This is a genomic window from Nocardioides dongkuii, from assembly GCF_014127485.1.
Classification (GTDB): domain Bacteria; phylum Actinomycetota; class Actinomycetes; order Propionibacteriales; family Nocardioidaceae; genus Nocardioides; species Nocardioides dongkuii.
In genome coordinates this window covers 438,024-450,349 of record NZ_CP059903.1, presented here as the reverse complement: position 1 = coordinate 450,349, position 12,326 = coordinate 438,024, and the positions used below count along the sequence as shown (strand labels likewise).

16 protein-coding genes are annotated in these 12,326 nt (G+C 77.0%); 7 read left to right on the top strand and 9 right to left on the bottom strand.

From position 1 onward, the window contains the following. On the top strand, positions 1 to 315 hold the full coding sequence (locus H4O22_RS02075; RefSeq protein ID WP_182525457.1) for a hypothetical protein: 315 nt from the start codon (positions 1 to 3) through the stop codon (positions 313 to 315). A gap of 29 nt (positions 316 to 344) precedes the next feature. Here H4O22_RS02075 and H4O22_RS02070 read toward each other — a convergent pair whose 3' ends face one another. The 7 genes from H4O22_RS02070 to ssd form a co-directional block, all read right to left on the bottom strand. Beyond that, on the bottom strand, positions 345 to 689 hold the full coding sequence (locus tag H4O22_RS02070; RefSeq protein WP_182525456.1) for an Rv3654c family TadE-like protein: 345 nt from the start codon (positions 687 to 689) through the stop codon (positions 345 to 347). After that, positions 686 to 1,078, bottom strand: coding sequence for a TadE family type IV pilus minor pilin (locus tag H4O22_RS02065; protein ID WP_244963069.1), 393 nt, complete (start codon positions 1,076 to 1,078; stop codon positions 686 to 688). The genes H4O22_RS02070 and H4O22_RS02065 overlap by 4 nt, the downstream gene beginning before the upstream one ends. Then, positions 1,075 to 1,254, bottom strand: a complete 180-nt coding sequence (locus tag H4O22_RS02060; RefSeq protein ID WP_182525455.1) for a DUF4244 domain-containing protein — start codon at positions 1,252 to 1,254, stop codon at positions 1,075 to 1,077. Before H4O22_RS02060 ends, H4O22_RS02065 begins: the two co-directional genes overlap by 4 nt. Positions 1,255 to 1,388: 134 nt before the next feature. Further along, positions 1,389 to 2,126 (bottom strand): type II secretion system F family protein, encoded by a 738-nt coding sequence (locus H4O22_RS02055; RefSeq protein WP_244963068.1) that lies wholly within the window; start codon positions 2,124 to 2,126, stop codon positions 1,389 to 1,391. Then, positions 2,123 to 2,920 carry a type II secretion system F family protein gene (locus H4O22_RS02050; protein ID WP_182525454.1) on the bottom strand — a complete coding sequence of 266 codons (798 nt, stop codon included), beginning with the start codon at positions 2,918 to 2,920 and terminating at the stop codon, positions 2,123 to 2,125. Before H4O22_RS02050 ends, H4O22_RS02055 begins: the two co-directional genes overlap by 4 nt. Next, positions 2,917 to 4,074, bottom strand: a complete 1,158-nt coding sequence (locus tag H4O22_RS02045) for a TadA family conjugal transfer-associated ATPase (RefSeq protein ID WP_182526885.1) — start codon at positions 4,072 to 4,074, stop codon at positions 2,917 to 2,919. The genes H4O22_RS02050 and H4O22_RS02045 overlap by 4 nt, the downstream gene beginning before the upstream one ends. Positions 4,075 to 4,076: 2 nt before the next feature. Next, positions 4,077 to 5,123, bottom strand: a complete 1,047-nt coding sequence (gene ssd, locus H4O22_RS02040) for a septum site-determining protein Ssd (protein WP_182525453.1) — start codon at positions 5,121 to 5,123, stop codon at positions 4,077 to 4,079. 133 nt (positions 5,124 to 5,256) lie between these two features. On the opposite strand from ssd, the gene H4O22_RS02035 reads away from it, so the two are divergent. After that, positions 5,257 to 6,063, top strand: a complete 807-nt coding sequence (locus tag H4O22_RS02035; RefSeq protein ID WP_182525452.1) for an HAD family hydrolase — start codon at positions 5,257 to 5,259, stop codon at positions 6,061 to 6,063. A 263-nt stretch (positions 6,064 to 6,326) separates the two neighbouring features. Here H4O22_RS02035 and H4O22_RS02030 read toward each other — a convergent pair whose 3' ends face one another. Next, positions 6,327 to 7,067, bottom strand: a complete 741-nt coding sequence (locus H4O22_RS02030; protein ID WP_182525451.1) for a Fic family protein — start codon at positions 7,065 to 7,067, stop codon at positions 6,327 to 6,329. 34 nt (positions 7,068 to 7,101) lie between these two features. Here H4O22_RS02030 and H4O22_RS02025 point away from each other — a divergent pair, with 34 nt between their 5' ends. Beyond that, positions 7,102 to 7,950 carry a class I SAM-dependent methyltransferase gene (locus H4O22_RS02025; protein WP_182525450.1) on the top strand — a complete coding sequence of 283 codons (849 nt, stop codon included), beginning with the start codon at positions 7,102 to 7,104 and terminating at the stop codon, positions 7,948 to 7,950. Positions 7,951 to 7,981: 31 nt separating this feature from the next. On the opposite strand, the gene H4O22_RS02020 is transcribed toward H4O22_RS02025, so the two are convergent. Then, on the bottom strand, positions 7,982 to 8,443 hold the full coding sequence (locus tag H4O22_RS02020; RefSeq protein WP_182525449.1) for a DUF1360 domain-containing protein: 462 nt from the start codon (positions 8,441 to 8,443) through the stop codon (positions 7,982 to 7,984). 70 nt (positions 8,444 to 8,513) lie between these two features. Here H4O22_RS02020 and H4O22_RS02015 point away from each other — a divergent pair, with 70 nt between their 5' ends. Genes H4O22_RS02015 through H4O22_RS02000 form a run of 4 tightly spaced genes read left to right on the top strand, consistent with a single transcriptional unit; the run spans position 8,514 to position 12,266 of the window. Continuing rightward, the gene (locus tag H4O22_RS02015; RefSeq protein WP_319804130.1) at positions 8,514 to 9,629 is read left to right on the top strand and encodes a sensor histidine kinase; all 1,116 of its coding nucleotides are present in this window, start codon (positions 8,514 to 8,516) and stop codon (positions 9,627 to 9,629) included. Continuing rightward, on the top strand, positions 9,626 to 10,366 hold the full coding sequence (locus tag H4O22_RS02010; protein WP_182525447.1) for a LytR/AlgR family response regulator transcription factor: 741 nt from the start codon (positions 9,626 to 9,628) through the stop codon (positions 10,364 to 10,366). The genes H4O22_RS02015 and H4O22_RS02010 overlap by 4 nt, the downstream gene beginning before the upstream one ends. Further along, positions 10,363 to 10,740: a DUF485 domain-containing protein gene (locus H4O22_RS02005; protein WP_182525446.1), complete on the top strand. Its 378-nt coding sequence runs from the start codon at positions 10,363 to 10,365 to the stop codon at positions 10,738 to 10,740. Before H4O22_RS02010 ends, H4O22_RS02005 begins: the two co-directional genes overlap by 4 nt. Further along, entirely contained in the window at positions 10,737 to 12,266 is a 1,530-nt protein-coding gene (locus H4O22_RS02000) for a sodium/solute symporter (RefSeq protein WP_182525445.1), read from the top strand. The genes H4O22_RS02005 and H4O22_RS02000 overlap by 4 nt, the downstream gene beginning before the upstream one ends. Positions 12,267 to 12,326: the final 60 nt, after the last annotated feature.

Below are 12,326 nucleotides of genomic sequence, written 5' to 3'. Positions count from 1 at the left end.
ATGCTGCTCCTCGGACTCCTCCTCATCGGCGCCGGCGCCCTGGTCATCGTCGCCGCGGTCTTCACCGCCGAGGTCGACGGCGGGGCCGTCGAGATCCTCGGCACCGAGGTGGGCGTGCTGACGCTGTTCCTGCTCGGGGTCGGCGCCGGCCTGGCGGTGCTGTGGGGCTTCGGGATCCTGAAGTACGGCACGAAGCGGTCGCTGCGCCAGCGCCGGGAGAGCAAGCGCCTCGAGGAGCTCTCCTCGAAGCTCGAGGTGGCCGACCGCGAGCGGCACCGCGACAACGACGACGCCCGCGACCACCCGCGCGGCTGACGCACACCCGACCCGCACGCCGCACCCGCTCAGGCCGGTCCGGCCCGGGCCTCCGCGGTCGGGTCGACGTCGAGCCCCAGCCACCGCGGGCCGTCGACCGCGACCGTGACGCGCACGTCGCGGCCCTCGACCGCGCACCCGGTCAGCCGGGCGGCGTTGGCGGCGGCGACCGCGCCGGCCGCGGCGCACCCGTCGTCGCCGTCCGCGAGTGCCACAGCGGCCGCCAGCGCCCCCAGGTCGGCCGCGGACTGCGCCGCGCGGTGCGCGACGACGAGGGCGGCCACCGCGCCCAGGGCGGCACCGACGAGGAGCAGCACCGCGAGGCACGCGACGGCCGGCACGCTCGCGGAGCCGCGCTCGGCACGCACCCTCACGGCACCGCCTCGTCGGCAGCGACCGCCTCGGCGCGCACCGTGACGCCCGGCAGCCACCCGAAGAGTCCGCCCGGGCCGCGCACCTCCCCTGACGCCACCGCGCGGACCCGCCCGTCGCCGCGGACTACGGTGACGCTCGCCCCGGCGGGGGCGACCTCCCGGCCCCGCGCCACCGCCTCGCCGTCGGCGTCGCCCCGGGCGGCCGCCCGGGCCGTCTCGCGGGCGGCGTCGACGACCCGGACCTGCGCCGCACCGACGGCGAGCAGCCAGACCAGGCCGACGGTCACCGCCACCAGGAGCGGCAGCGCCATCGCGAGCTCGGCGGTGACCGCGCCGCGCTCGCCGCGGCGATCCCGCCAAGGGCGGCGTCGGGCGAGGCGTCGGGTCACCCGATGCCCAGCAGGCCGAGCACGTGGTCGAACAGCGTCTTCAGCAGCTTGTCGCCGAAGCCGCCGGTGAGCATCTTGTAGAGCAGCCCGGCGAGGCCGGCGCCGGCGGCCGTGCCGACGGCGTACTCGGCGGTGGTGATGCCACGCTCGTCGGCGCGGGGTGCGTGCTGGTGCATCTCGTCTCCTTCCGTGGCCGCGGGGCGCGGCCGACTGGTCCGAGCCTCGACCTGGAGCCGGGACGGCGCCTCCGGCCGCGGGCCGGCTGTGCAGACGCCGGTCGGGGCGGGCCCGGTGGACGACAGGTGGTCCGTCACAGGCCGACGGTGGCGAGCAGCCCGGCCACCAGGGGGACGATGCCGACCAGCACGAACGCCGGGAGCAGGCACAGCCCGAGCGGCAGCGCGGCCTTGACGCCCACCGCGCGGGCGCGGTCCTCGACGTCGGCCCGGGCGGTCGCGGCGAGCTCGTCGGCGAGCCGCTCGACCGAGCGCACCACCGGGACGCCGGTGGTGTGGGCCCGGGCCAGGGCGCGGCCCAGCGGGCCCAGCGAGTCGTCGGCGGCCAGGGACTCCCAGACCCGCACCGGGTCGGCGCCGAGGGCGAGCCGCGCGGCCGCCGGCGACAGCCGTTGCGCCGCGGCACCCGGGAGCGCGGCGCAGACCACGGCAACCGCCTCGCCGGTCGACGCACCGGCCCGCAGCGCGGAGCCGAGCAGGCCGACCACGTGCGGCAGGTCGGCGCGCGCCTGCTCGCGGGCCCGGCGGACGGCCGGCGGCTCGGCCCGGCCGATCACCACCCAGACGGCGACTGCGGCGCCAGCACCGACCAGCGGTCCGACCTGGCCGCCCACGAAGACCGCGCCCGCGAGCCCGGCCAACACGCACCACAGCGGCCGGAAGCGCAGCATCCAACCCACCGCCGGGGCGGCGGCCGGTGACGGGACGGCCACCGGATCGGCGCGGATGCGGGGCCGGGACGGCACCAGCAGCGCGGCCGCTGCCCCCGCCCCGAGGACGGCGACGAGGACCAGCCCGGACACCGCGCTCACCCCGCCCGGTCGACGTCGGCGGCGAGCGCCTCGATCCACCACAGGCCGGCACCCGCGAAGCACAGCCCGCCCGCGAGGCAGGCCAGCCCGACCGGGTGGCCGAGCAGGAACCCCAGCGGGTCTCCCCCGGCCCCGGACCCCATCAGCAGGGCCAGCACCGGGAGGCCGGCCACCAGCCGGGCGGTGGCGCGGGCGGAGGCGAGCTCGCCGCGGACCACCCGCCGGGTCGCCTGCGCGGCCCGCAGCCGCGCCGCGACCCGGTCGACGGCCTCCGCGAGCCCCTGGCCGGTGCGGTGCGAGACCTGCCACGCGGCGGCGAGGTGGCGCAGGTCGGCGGCACCCGGTCGCGCGGCGACCTCGCGCCACGCGGCCGGCACGTCGGCGCCGACGCGGAACGACGCGGCCACGCCGTCGAGCGCCGGCCAGGTCGCGGCCACCCGGGCCAGCGCCGGTCCGGGTGGCTGCCCGACGCCCAGCTCGCCGGCCAGCTGCTCGCAGGTCTCCAGCACGCGCGCGGACGTCGCGTCGGCCTCCGCCTGCGCCCGCCGCCGGCGCCACAACGCGGCGCCGCCCCACCACGCGCCGCCGGCCAGCAGCGCCAGCGCCGCCGCCCGCGGCGTCGTGCCGAGGAGGACGGCCGCGCCGGGCAGCAGGAGGGGCACGGCGAGGAGCGCGCGCCGTCGGTCGCGCGGGTGGGGAACCCTCGGGACCGGCGGCAGCAGCAGCGCCGCGGCCGCGGCGGCGGCCAGCACCGCGACGAGCGCCTCCGGGGACAGCGCCGGCGCCGGGGTCACGCGAGCCCCGCCAGCGCCCGCTCGAGCGTCTCGGTCGCGGGGCCGGTGGTCTCGCCACCACCGCGCTCGAACCGGACGGCGGTCTCCATCCGCACAAGGCCGCGCTCGTCACGCACGGGGACGGCGACCTCCCGCAGCCGGCGTACGCCGTCGCGGTCGCGCACCAGGTGCAGGACCAGGTCGACGCCCGAGGCGAGCTGGCTGTGGGCGGCGTCGCGACCGAGCCCGGCCGCCAGCGCGAGGGCCTCGACGCGGGCGGGCACGTCGGCCGCGGAGTTGGCGTGCAGGGTGCCGCAGCCGCCCTCGTGGCCGGTGTTGAGCGCCCCGAGGAGATCGACCACCTCCGCGCCGCGCACCTCGCCGACGACCAGCCGGTCGGGCCGCATCCGCAGCGCCTGCCGGACCAGGGTGCGCACGTCGATGGCGCCGGCGCCCTCGATGTTGGGCGGCCGGCCCTCGAGCCCCACGACGTGCGGGTGGTCGGGGCGCAGCTCGGAGGCGTCCTCGACGACGACGAGCCGCTCCCCCGGGGGCACGGTCGCGAGGAGCGCCGCCAGCAGGGTGGTCTTGCCGCTGCCCGTGCCGCCGCTGACGAGGAAGGCCAGCCGGGCCGCGACCACGGCGGCGAGCAGCCGGGCCCCGCCGGCCGTGAGCATGCCGGCCGCGACCAGCTCGGGCACGGAGAACTGGCGGGCGCGCGGGACCCGCAGCGAGATCACGGTGCCGGGCCGGGCGACCGGCGCCAGGACCGCGTGGAACCGGCTGCCGTCGGCGAGCCGCAGGTCGGCGTACGGCGTGGCGTCGTCGAGGCGACGCCCGGCGGCCGCCGCCAGCCGTTGAGCCAGCCGGCGCACCGCCTCGTCGTCGGGGAAGCGGACGTCGGTGAGCTCGAGCCCCGCGCCCCGGTCGAGGTGGACCGCGTCGGCGCCGTTGACCAGCACGTCGGTGACGCCGGGCAGGCGCAGCAGCGGCTCGAGCGGCCCGGCGCCGAGGATGTCGCGCCGCAGCGCGTCGTGGACCGCCAGCACCGTGGCGTCGCCCACGGGCCGGCCGGCGCGCCGCAGCGCCTCGGCGACCCGGTGCGGCGTGAGGGCACCCGGGCTGCTCACCAGGTCGTCGCGGACGGCGTCGACCACGCCGGCCGGCAGGTCCACGCTCACGCCGCGGCCCGGCTCAGCGCCACCCGGTCGAGCACGGCGCCTGCCGCGCGGCCGAGCGGGCCGCGCCGGGAGCGCACCGGGCCGAGCCCGAGGTCGATGCCCTCGTCGAGCCCGCGCTGGTCGGTCATCTCGACCAGCACGGGCGCCCCGGTCGCCCGCGCCACCTCGCGGGCCGCGAGCCCCCGCCCGCGCACGACCAGCCGGACGCCGCCCGGGTCGGGGAACCGCGCGCACAGCCGCGCGGCCGAGGCCACCCCGGCGACCGTGGGCGTGACGACGACGAGCAGCAGGTCGCAGCGTGCGGCGACCTCCTCGGTCAGCGGGTCGCCGGTGCGGGGCAGGTCGACGACGACCGTGTCGTGGCCCCGCTGCGCGGCCGAGAGCGCCTCGCGCACGGCGAACGCCGGGAGCGCGGCGCGGGTGCCGGCGTACCAGGTGAGCACCCCGACCCCCGCGCGCCGCGGCAGCGCCTCGCGCAGCGAGCGCGCGCTGAGCCGGCCGGTGGTCTGGCCGAGCGCGTCCCAGCGCACCCCCTCCCGGGTCTCGACGCCGAGCACCCGGTCGATGCCGGGGCCGAGGGGGTCGACGTCGACCACGACCGAGAGGCCCGACCGGGCCGCGACCTGGCCGAGCGCGCACGCGAAGGTCGTGGCGCCGGCTCCCCCGGACCCGCCGGTCACCCCGATGGTCAGCCCCCGCGCGGCACCGTGGTCGCCGAGGTCGGTGAGGGTCTCGATCACCCACGCGTCGGACCGCGGGAGGTCGGTCACCGAGTCGGCGCCGACGTCGACGGCCGTCCGGAAGATCGCGTCGGGCGAGCCGCCCCAGGTGAGGATGTGCAGCCCGTCCCGCGGGGGTGGGGCCAGGCGGGCGGCCTCGGCGGCGACGTCGGCGCCGAGCAGCACCAGCGGGGCGGAGGTCCACGAGCGCAGGGCTGCGCCGGGATCGCGGGCCACCTCCGGCGTCACCCCGGCCGCCGCGGCGAGCCGGAGCAGCTCCTCGAGCAGGGTGTCGTCGCGGGTCACGATGAGGGGCGGGTTCATGACCGCGACGATCCCCGTCGGCACGGACCGGGCACGCCGAAGGACAGGGTGCCTGGGGAGGAGCCGCGCGCCGGGACGGCCTGTGGGTGACTCGTGGGCCGGGCGTGGCCCGCCGGTGCCTACGATGGTGCCCATGACGAGCTCGTCGGCAAGACCGACCGCGGCGTTCTTCGACCTCGACAAGACGATCATCGCCAAGTCGAGCACGCTCGCCTTCAGCCGGCCCTTCCAGGCCGGCGGGCTGATCTCGCGCCGGGCGGTGCTCCGGTCGGCGTACGCGCAGTTCGTCTACCTCGTCGGGGGCGCGGACCACGACCAGATGGAGAAGATGCGGCAGTTCATGTCGCAGCTCAGCGCCGGCTGGGACGTCGCGACGGTCCGCGAGATCGTGGCCGACACGCTCCACAACGTCGTCGACCCGCTCGTGTACGACGAGGCGGTCTCGCTCATCGAGGAGCACCGGCTCGCCGGCCGCGACATCGTGATCGTCTCCACCTCGGGCAGCGAGGTCGTCGAGCCGATCGGCGAGATGCTCGGCGCCGACCTGGTGATCGCGACCCGGCTCGAGATCGCCGACGGCCGCTACACCGGCGAGATCGCCTACTACGCCTACGCCGAGGAGAAGGCGCGGGCGATCCGCGAGCTCGCCGCGCAGCGCGGCTACGACCTGGACGCCAGCTACGCCTACAGCGACTCGGTCACCGACGTGCCGATGCTCGAGACCGTCGGCCACCCGCACGCCGTGAACCCCGACCGCGACCTGCGGCGGATCGCCGCCGCCAAGGAGTGGCCGGTGCTGGTCTTCAACAAGCCCGTCGCGCTCCGCAGCCGGGTGCTGCCGCCCGCGGGTCCGACCCTGGCGGCGCTCGCCGTGGGCAGCGCGGTCGCGGTCGGCGGGGTGCTGTGGGCGAACGCCCGCAAGCGCCGGCTCGGGGCCTGATCCCGTCCGCCGTCACCCCTCGATGTCCCGGAATGTCAAGGGTTGAACCCTGGCCCGGAGAGGCGTACACAGGAGGACACAACTCCACAGACGCACACGTGAGCCGAGGTACCCACGCGGCGACCTACCCTTCCTTCAGGGCGCTGACCGACCGGCTTGTCCGGCGGCAGCAGTTGGCAGTGCACGCTTGGTAGCCGACGGTCTCACGTGTCAGGCGGTGGCACCCGAGTCCTCGAGATGCGGGTGCCACCTGCATGTCCGGACTACGTCTCGTCCTGCTCCGCGCCCCGCCGCAGCGGGCTCGCCTCCGCGGCCGCGGCGAACGCCTCGGCCGCGTAGAGGAACCAGGCGTGCACCCCGGCGCGGCCGCCCTCGGCGTACCCCCGCAGGTTGGACTCGTACGCCGCGCGCAGCGCCAGGTGGGCGGCCTCCGGCACCACGAGCGACTTCTCGTCGACGCCCCGCGCGGCCAGCAGCAGCCGCTCCGCGGCCCGGGCGACAATCCCGTTGTGGGACGCGAACGGCGCGGCGGTGACCAGCTCGGCGTGCACGAGCGCGGCGACCAGCAGCGCCGGCGCCTCGGTCGGGGCGGTGAGCACGGCCGCCAGGCCCCGCAGCCGCTCGGCCGCGGCGGCGTCGCGCGGCCGGCCCAGGCGCTCGGCGTCCACCGCGCCGGAGGCGGCGACCGCGTGCAGCCGCGCGAACGCCTGCAGCGGCGAGGAGCGCACCGTCGGCACCAGCCCGAGCAGCTCGGTGGAGAGGCGCACGGCGTCCCGGGCGACGTCGTCGCCGGCGCCCTCGCGGACCTCGGCCAGCGTGGAGGCGGAGCCCTCGAGGACCGCGCTGGCGTGCGCGCCGCGGAGCAGCGACTCGGCGGTCGTGCCGGGCGAGGTACGGCGCAGCCCGCGGTCGCGGAGCACCACGTCGATGCCGTCGCGGGCGGCGGCGAACGCGCTGGGCACGCCCTCGAGGGACACCAGCCACGCGAGGGGGTCGTCGTTCACAAGCGGAGGCTACCCGCGGGATACCCTGGGCCGGATGAGTGACCTCCCCGCCCGCTCCTTCGGCGCCGTCGCCGAGGCCTACCACCGCGGCCGACCGGCGTACCCCCGCGAGGCGGCCGCCTGGCTGGTCGGCGACCAGCCGACGACCGTGCTCGAGCTCGGCGCCGGCACCGGCAAGCTGACCCGCGACCTGGTCGCGCTCGGCCACGACGTGCACGCCACCGACCCCGACGAGGCGATGCTCGAGGTGCTGCGCCGCGACCTGCCCGACGTGCGGGTCTCGGTCGCCGGGGCGGAGGAGATCCCCGCGCCGGACGCGTCGTACGACGTGGTGGTGAGCGCGCAGGCGTTCCACTGGTTCGACCTCGACCGGGCCCTCCCGGAGATCGCCCGCGTGCTCAAGCCCGGCGGCCGGCTGGCGCTGGTCTGGAACGAGCGCGACGAGCGGATCCCGTGGGTCCGCAGGCTGGGCCGGATCATCGGCACCCAGGACCAGCTGCGCGACCCGACCGAGGCCGTGGCGACCTCCGGCCTCTTCGGCTTCGTCGAGGACACCGCGTTCAAGCACTGGCAGGTCGTCCAGCGCCGCACGATCCTCGACCTGGTCCGCTCCCGCTCGAACGTCGCCACCCTCGACGAGGAGGCCCGCGAGGCCATGCTCGCCCAGGTGCTGGCGCTCTACGACGACTACGGCCGCGGCATGGACGGCATGCAGCTGCCGTACGTCGCGCGCTGCTACCGCTCGGTCGTCGCCCCACGGGTGCGCCCCAGCAGCGCGGCCGGCGAGCCGGACCGGGACCACCACCGGCCCGACGAGCCCACGCCGATGGAGACGACCTCGGACGGCACCAACACCGACATGCTGCTCATCGACTTCCGCTGACCAGCTGACCAGCGGAGCAGCTGAACCGGCCTCAGTCGCCGCGCGTCCGCGCGTAGGCGTGCTGGAGGAAGTCCGATCCGCCGACCACCGAGAACGTCGCGGCCCAGGCCCGGGCGGCGTTCGGCGCCAGGGCGAGCGCGGCGACGTACCCCGACGCGATCCAGGGCGCCAGGCAGAACGGGCAGGTCAGCAGCTCGCCGACGGTGTGCCCGGCGCCGTCCTTGGGCGACTCGGTCAGCTCGGCGGACCCGGCCTCGCCCTCGAACTCGGTGAACGGCGCCCGGATCGGCGTGGTCACGCCCTCCTTGCTGACGATCCGCGCGAGCTTGTGGGTCGCGACCGCGCCGAGCGCCAGGTCGAGCACCGAGTAGCGCTCGGGGACCTTGCCCGTGCGCCGTGCGGCGAGGGCGGCGCCGGCGACGGCGCTGGTGAAGACCGACATGGCGCCGGCGTACCCGGCGATGCGGTGGGGGTCGCGAGGGGATCCGGACATGCCATCCGGTTGCCCGGAGCGCCGCTCGCACTCCCCACCTGAGGGGGTGATCAGTGCCACCATGTCCGCCATGAGCCGGGCCTGGCGCCGCACGCACCTCGGGACCGAGGCCGACCGCGCCACGTTCCGGACCCTGCACACGGCCTCGCTCGCGAGCCCTGCACTGCGGGAGGGGCTGACCACCGCGAGCGCCGAGCGCTCGGTGCGGCACCTGCGGGCGCTGCTCGGCACCCCCGCCCTCGCCGTCACCGACACCGCCCGGCCGCTGGCCTGGGACGGCAGCGGCCAGCACCACGAGGAGCAGGCGGCGGCGCTGACCACCGCCACCCTGGAGGCCGGCGGCACCCGCAGCTTCGACCGCAGCGAGCTGCGGTGCGCGGAGCCGGGCTGCCCGGTCCGCACCGCGATCGCCAGCCCGCTGGTCGTCGAGGAGCGCGTGGTCGGCACCCTGCAGGCGTTCGCGCCGTACCCCACCGCCGGGCTCGCCCGGGCGACCGACGAGGTGGCCCGGTGGGTGTCGGGCCAGCTCGAGCTCGCCGAGCTCGACGCCTCCCGCACCCGGCTGATGGAGGCCGAGGTGCGGGCCCTGCGCGCCCAGATCAGCCCGCACTTCATCTACAACTCCCTCGGCGCCATCGCCTCGTTCGTGCGCACCGACCCCGACCGCGCGCGCGAGCTGCTGCTGGAGTTCGCCGACTTCACCCGCTACTCCTTCCGCCGCCACGGCGAGTACACGACGCTCGCCGAGGAGCTGCGCTCGGTCGAGCGCTACCTGCTGCTGGAGGAGGCCCGGTTCGGCGACCGGCTACGGGTCACCCTCCACGTCGCGCCGGAGGTGCTGCCGGTCGTGGTGCCGTTCCTGTGCGTGCAGCCGCTGGTCGAGAACGCCGTCCGGCACGGGCTGGAGGGCCGCGACGGCGGCGGCCACATCCGGATCAGCGCCCGCGACCAGGGGCAGGAGGCGGTGATCGAGGTGGAGGACGACGGGATCGGCGAGGACCCGGAGAAGGTACGCCGCGCGCTCGCCGGCGACGCCGCCCTCGACTCCGTCGGGCTCGGCAACGTCGACGCCCGGCTGCGCAACGCCTACGGCGACGAGCACGGCCTGGTCGTGGAGACGGCGCCGGGCGCCGGCACCCGGGTCGTCGTCCGGGTCCCGAAGTTCGCCCCCGGGGTGCAGGTGTGAGCGCCCGCCTGAAGGTCCTCGTCGTCGATGACGAGCGACCCGCCCTCGACGAGCTCGCCTACCTGCTCCAGCAGGACCACCGGGTCGGCGAGGTGCTCACCTGCGACACCGCCACCGCGAGCCTGCGGGTCCTCCAGGAGCTCGCGGTCGACGCGCTCTTCCTCGACATCCAGATGCCGGGCCTGACCGGGCTCGAGCTCGCGCAGGTGCTGGCCCGGTTCAAGGAGCCGCCGCCGATCGTCTTCGTCACCGCCCACGAGAGCCACGCGGTCGAGGCCTTCGAGCTGCAGGCGGTCGACTACGTGCTCAAGCCGGTGCGCGCCGACCGCCTCGCCGAGGCGGTACGCCGCGTGGTCGGCGTGGTCGGCCTGGTCGACGGCGTCACCGACCGCGGCCCGGCCGGCGACCTGCAGGTGCCGGTGGAGCTCGGCGGCGTGACCCGGTTCGTGGCCCGGTCGGCGATCACCCACGTCGAGGCCCAGGGCGACTACGCGCGGCTGCACACCCCCGGCGGCTCCCACTTGGTCCGCACCCCCCTCTCCCAGCTCGAGGACGACTGGGGACCCGCGGGGTTCGTGCGCATCCACCGCTCCCTACTGGTCTCGCTCGCCCACGTCGCCGAGGTCCGGATGGACGCCGGCCGGTGCACGGTGGTCGTGGCCGGCGCCGAGCTCGTGGTCAGCCGCCGGCACACCCGCGAGCTGCGCGACCTGCTGCTGAAGCGGGCGCAGGCGTGAGCGAGACGCGACCGCCGCGGGTCCGGGTCAGCGGCCCGCCGCGCCGGCGTACCGCCCCCGTGCGGCCGCGGGCCCGCGACATCGACGCCGACACCCGGCTCGGCGGGATCTACCTCGGCTCGCTCCTGCGCGCGCAGCTCGGCCTCGCGGCGCGGGTGCTGACCGCCCTCGTGGTGACCGTGGGGTCCTGGCCGCTGCTCTTCCACCTCTGGCCGGGGCTCGCCGCGGTGGAGCTCGGGGGCCTCCCGCTCGCCTGGCTGGTCCTGGGCGTGCTGGTCTACCCGCTGCTGGTGGCGCTGGGCTGGTGGTACGTCCGCCGGGCCGAGCGGCACGAGCAGGACTTCGCCGACCTGATGGGCGAGGTCGGCCGGTGAGCCCCGACCTCGACGCCGCGCCGGGCATCGTCGCGGTCGTCGTGGTCACCGTCGCGACCCTGGCGATCGGCACCTGGGGGCTGCGGTTCTCGCGCACCACCAGCGACTTCTTCGTGGCGTCCCGCTCGGTGAACCCGCGGCTCAACGCCAGCGCCATCGGCGGCGAGTACCTCTCCGCCGCGTCCTTCCTCGGGGTCGCCGGTCTGGTGCTGACCTTCGGCGCCGACATGCTCTGGTACCCCATCGGCTGGACCGCGGGCTACCTCGTGCTGCTGGTGCTGGTCGCCGCGCCGCTGCGCCGCTCGGGGGCCTACACGCTCCCCGACTTCGCCGAGGCCCGGCTCGGGTCGCGCGGCGTCCGCGCCGCCTGCTCGGTGCTGGTGGTGGCGATCGGGTGGCTCTACCTGCTGCCGCAGTTCCAGGGCGCCGGGCTCACCCTGCGCTCGGCGGTCGGGGCGCCGGTGTGGACCGGGCCGGTCATCGTCGGGCTGGTCGTCCTCATCAACGTCACCTCGGGCGGGATGCGCAGCATCACCTTCGTGCAGGCCTTCCAGTACTGGCTCAAGCTCACCGCCCTGCTCGTCCCCCTGCTCGTGCTGCTCGCGGTCTGGGCCGGGGACGGCGCCCCCGGGAGCCGGGTCGTCGGCGCCGCCGCCGGGGGCTGGTCGGTGCCGCTCGCCGACGGCGGCGGGCAGGGGCTCTACCTCACCTACTCGCTCATCGTCGCGACGTTCCTCGGCACGATGGGGCTGCCGCACGTGGTCGTGCGGTTCTACACCAACCCCGACGGCCGAGCCGCCCGGCGTACGACGCTCGTGGTGCTGGCGCTGCTCGGCGCGTTCTACCTGCTGCCCCCGGCGTACGGCGCCCTCGGCCGGGCGTACGCCCCCGAGCTCGCCGCCTCCGGCAGGTCCGACGTCCTGGTGCTGGAGCTGCCGCGGCTGATGGTGCCGGGCGCGCTCGGCGACGTGCTGACCGGGCTGGTGACGGCCGGCGCGTTCGCGGCATTCCTCTCGACGTCCTCGGGGCTCGCGATCGCGGTCGCCGGGGTGCTGAGCCAGGACGTCACCGGCCGCTCCTGGGGCGGGCGCCGGCTCGGCGGGGTGGCGGCGTTCCGCGCCGGCGCCGCGGTGGCGGTGCTGGTGCCGGTGCTGGTCGCGCTCGCCACCCCGCACGTCGGGGTGGCCCGCGCCGTCGGGCTCGCGTTCGCCGTCGCGGCCTCGACGTTCTGCCCCCTGCTGCTGCTCGGCATCTGGTGGCCGCGCCTCACCGACGCCGGCGCCGTCGCCGGGCTCGCGGTCGGCGGCCTCGGCTCGGGCGCCGCCGTCGCCTGGACCCTCGCCCCCACGACCGCCACCGGCTGGACCGGCGTCCTCCTCGAGCAGCCGGCCGCCTGGTCGGTCCCGCTCGCCTTCGCGGCGATGGTCGGCGTCAGCCTGCTCACCCCCGGCCGCGTCCCCGTCCACACCCGGCGGCTGATGGTCCGGCTGCACACCCCCGAGGCGGTCGACCTCGACCGCGGGTGACCAGGCGCCCGACCATCCGTACGATGTGCCCCCGCGGCGCCATGGGGGCACGCAGCGACA

Excerpts from the sequence above, each read along its gene's own strand:
- H4O22_RS02035 (WP_182525452.1), top strand. The coding sequence starts at position 5,257 with ATGACGAGCTCGTCGGCAAGACCGACCGCGGCGTTCTTCGACCTCGAC.
- H4O22_RS02025 (WP_182525450.1), top strand. The coding sequence starts at position 7,102 with ATGAGTGACCTCCCCGCCCGCTCCTTCGGCGCCGTCGCCGAGGCCTAC.
- H4O22_RS02015 (WP_319804130.1), top strand. The coding sequence starts at position 8,514 with ATGAGCCGGGCCTGGCGCCGCACGCACCTCGGGACCGAGGCCGACCGC.
- H4O22_RS02075 (WP_182525457.1), top strand. The coding sequence starts at position 1 with ATGCTGCTCCTCGGACTCCTCCTCATCGGCGCCGGCGCCCTGGTCATC.
- ssd (WP_182525453.1), bottom strand. The coding sequence starts at position 5,123 with ATGAACCCGCCCCTCATCGTGACCCGCGACGACACCCTGCTCGAGGAG.
- H4O22_RS02060 (WP_182525455.1), bottom strand. The coding sequence starts at position 1,254 with ATGCACCAGCACGCACCCCGCGCCGACGAGCGTGGCATCACCACCGCC.
- H4O22_RS02020 (WP_182525449.1), bottom strand. The coding sequence starts at position 8,443 with ATGTCCGGATCCCCTCGCGACCCCCACCGCATCGCCGGGTACGCCGGC.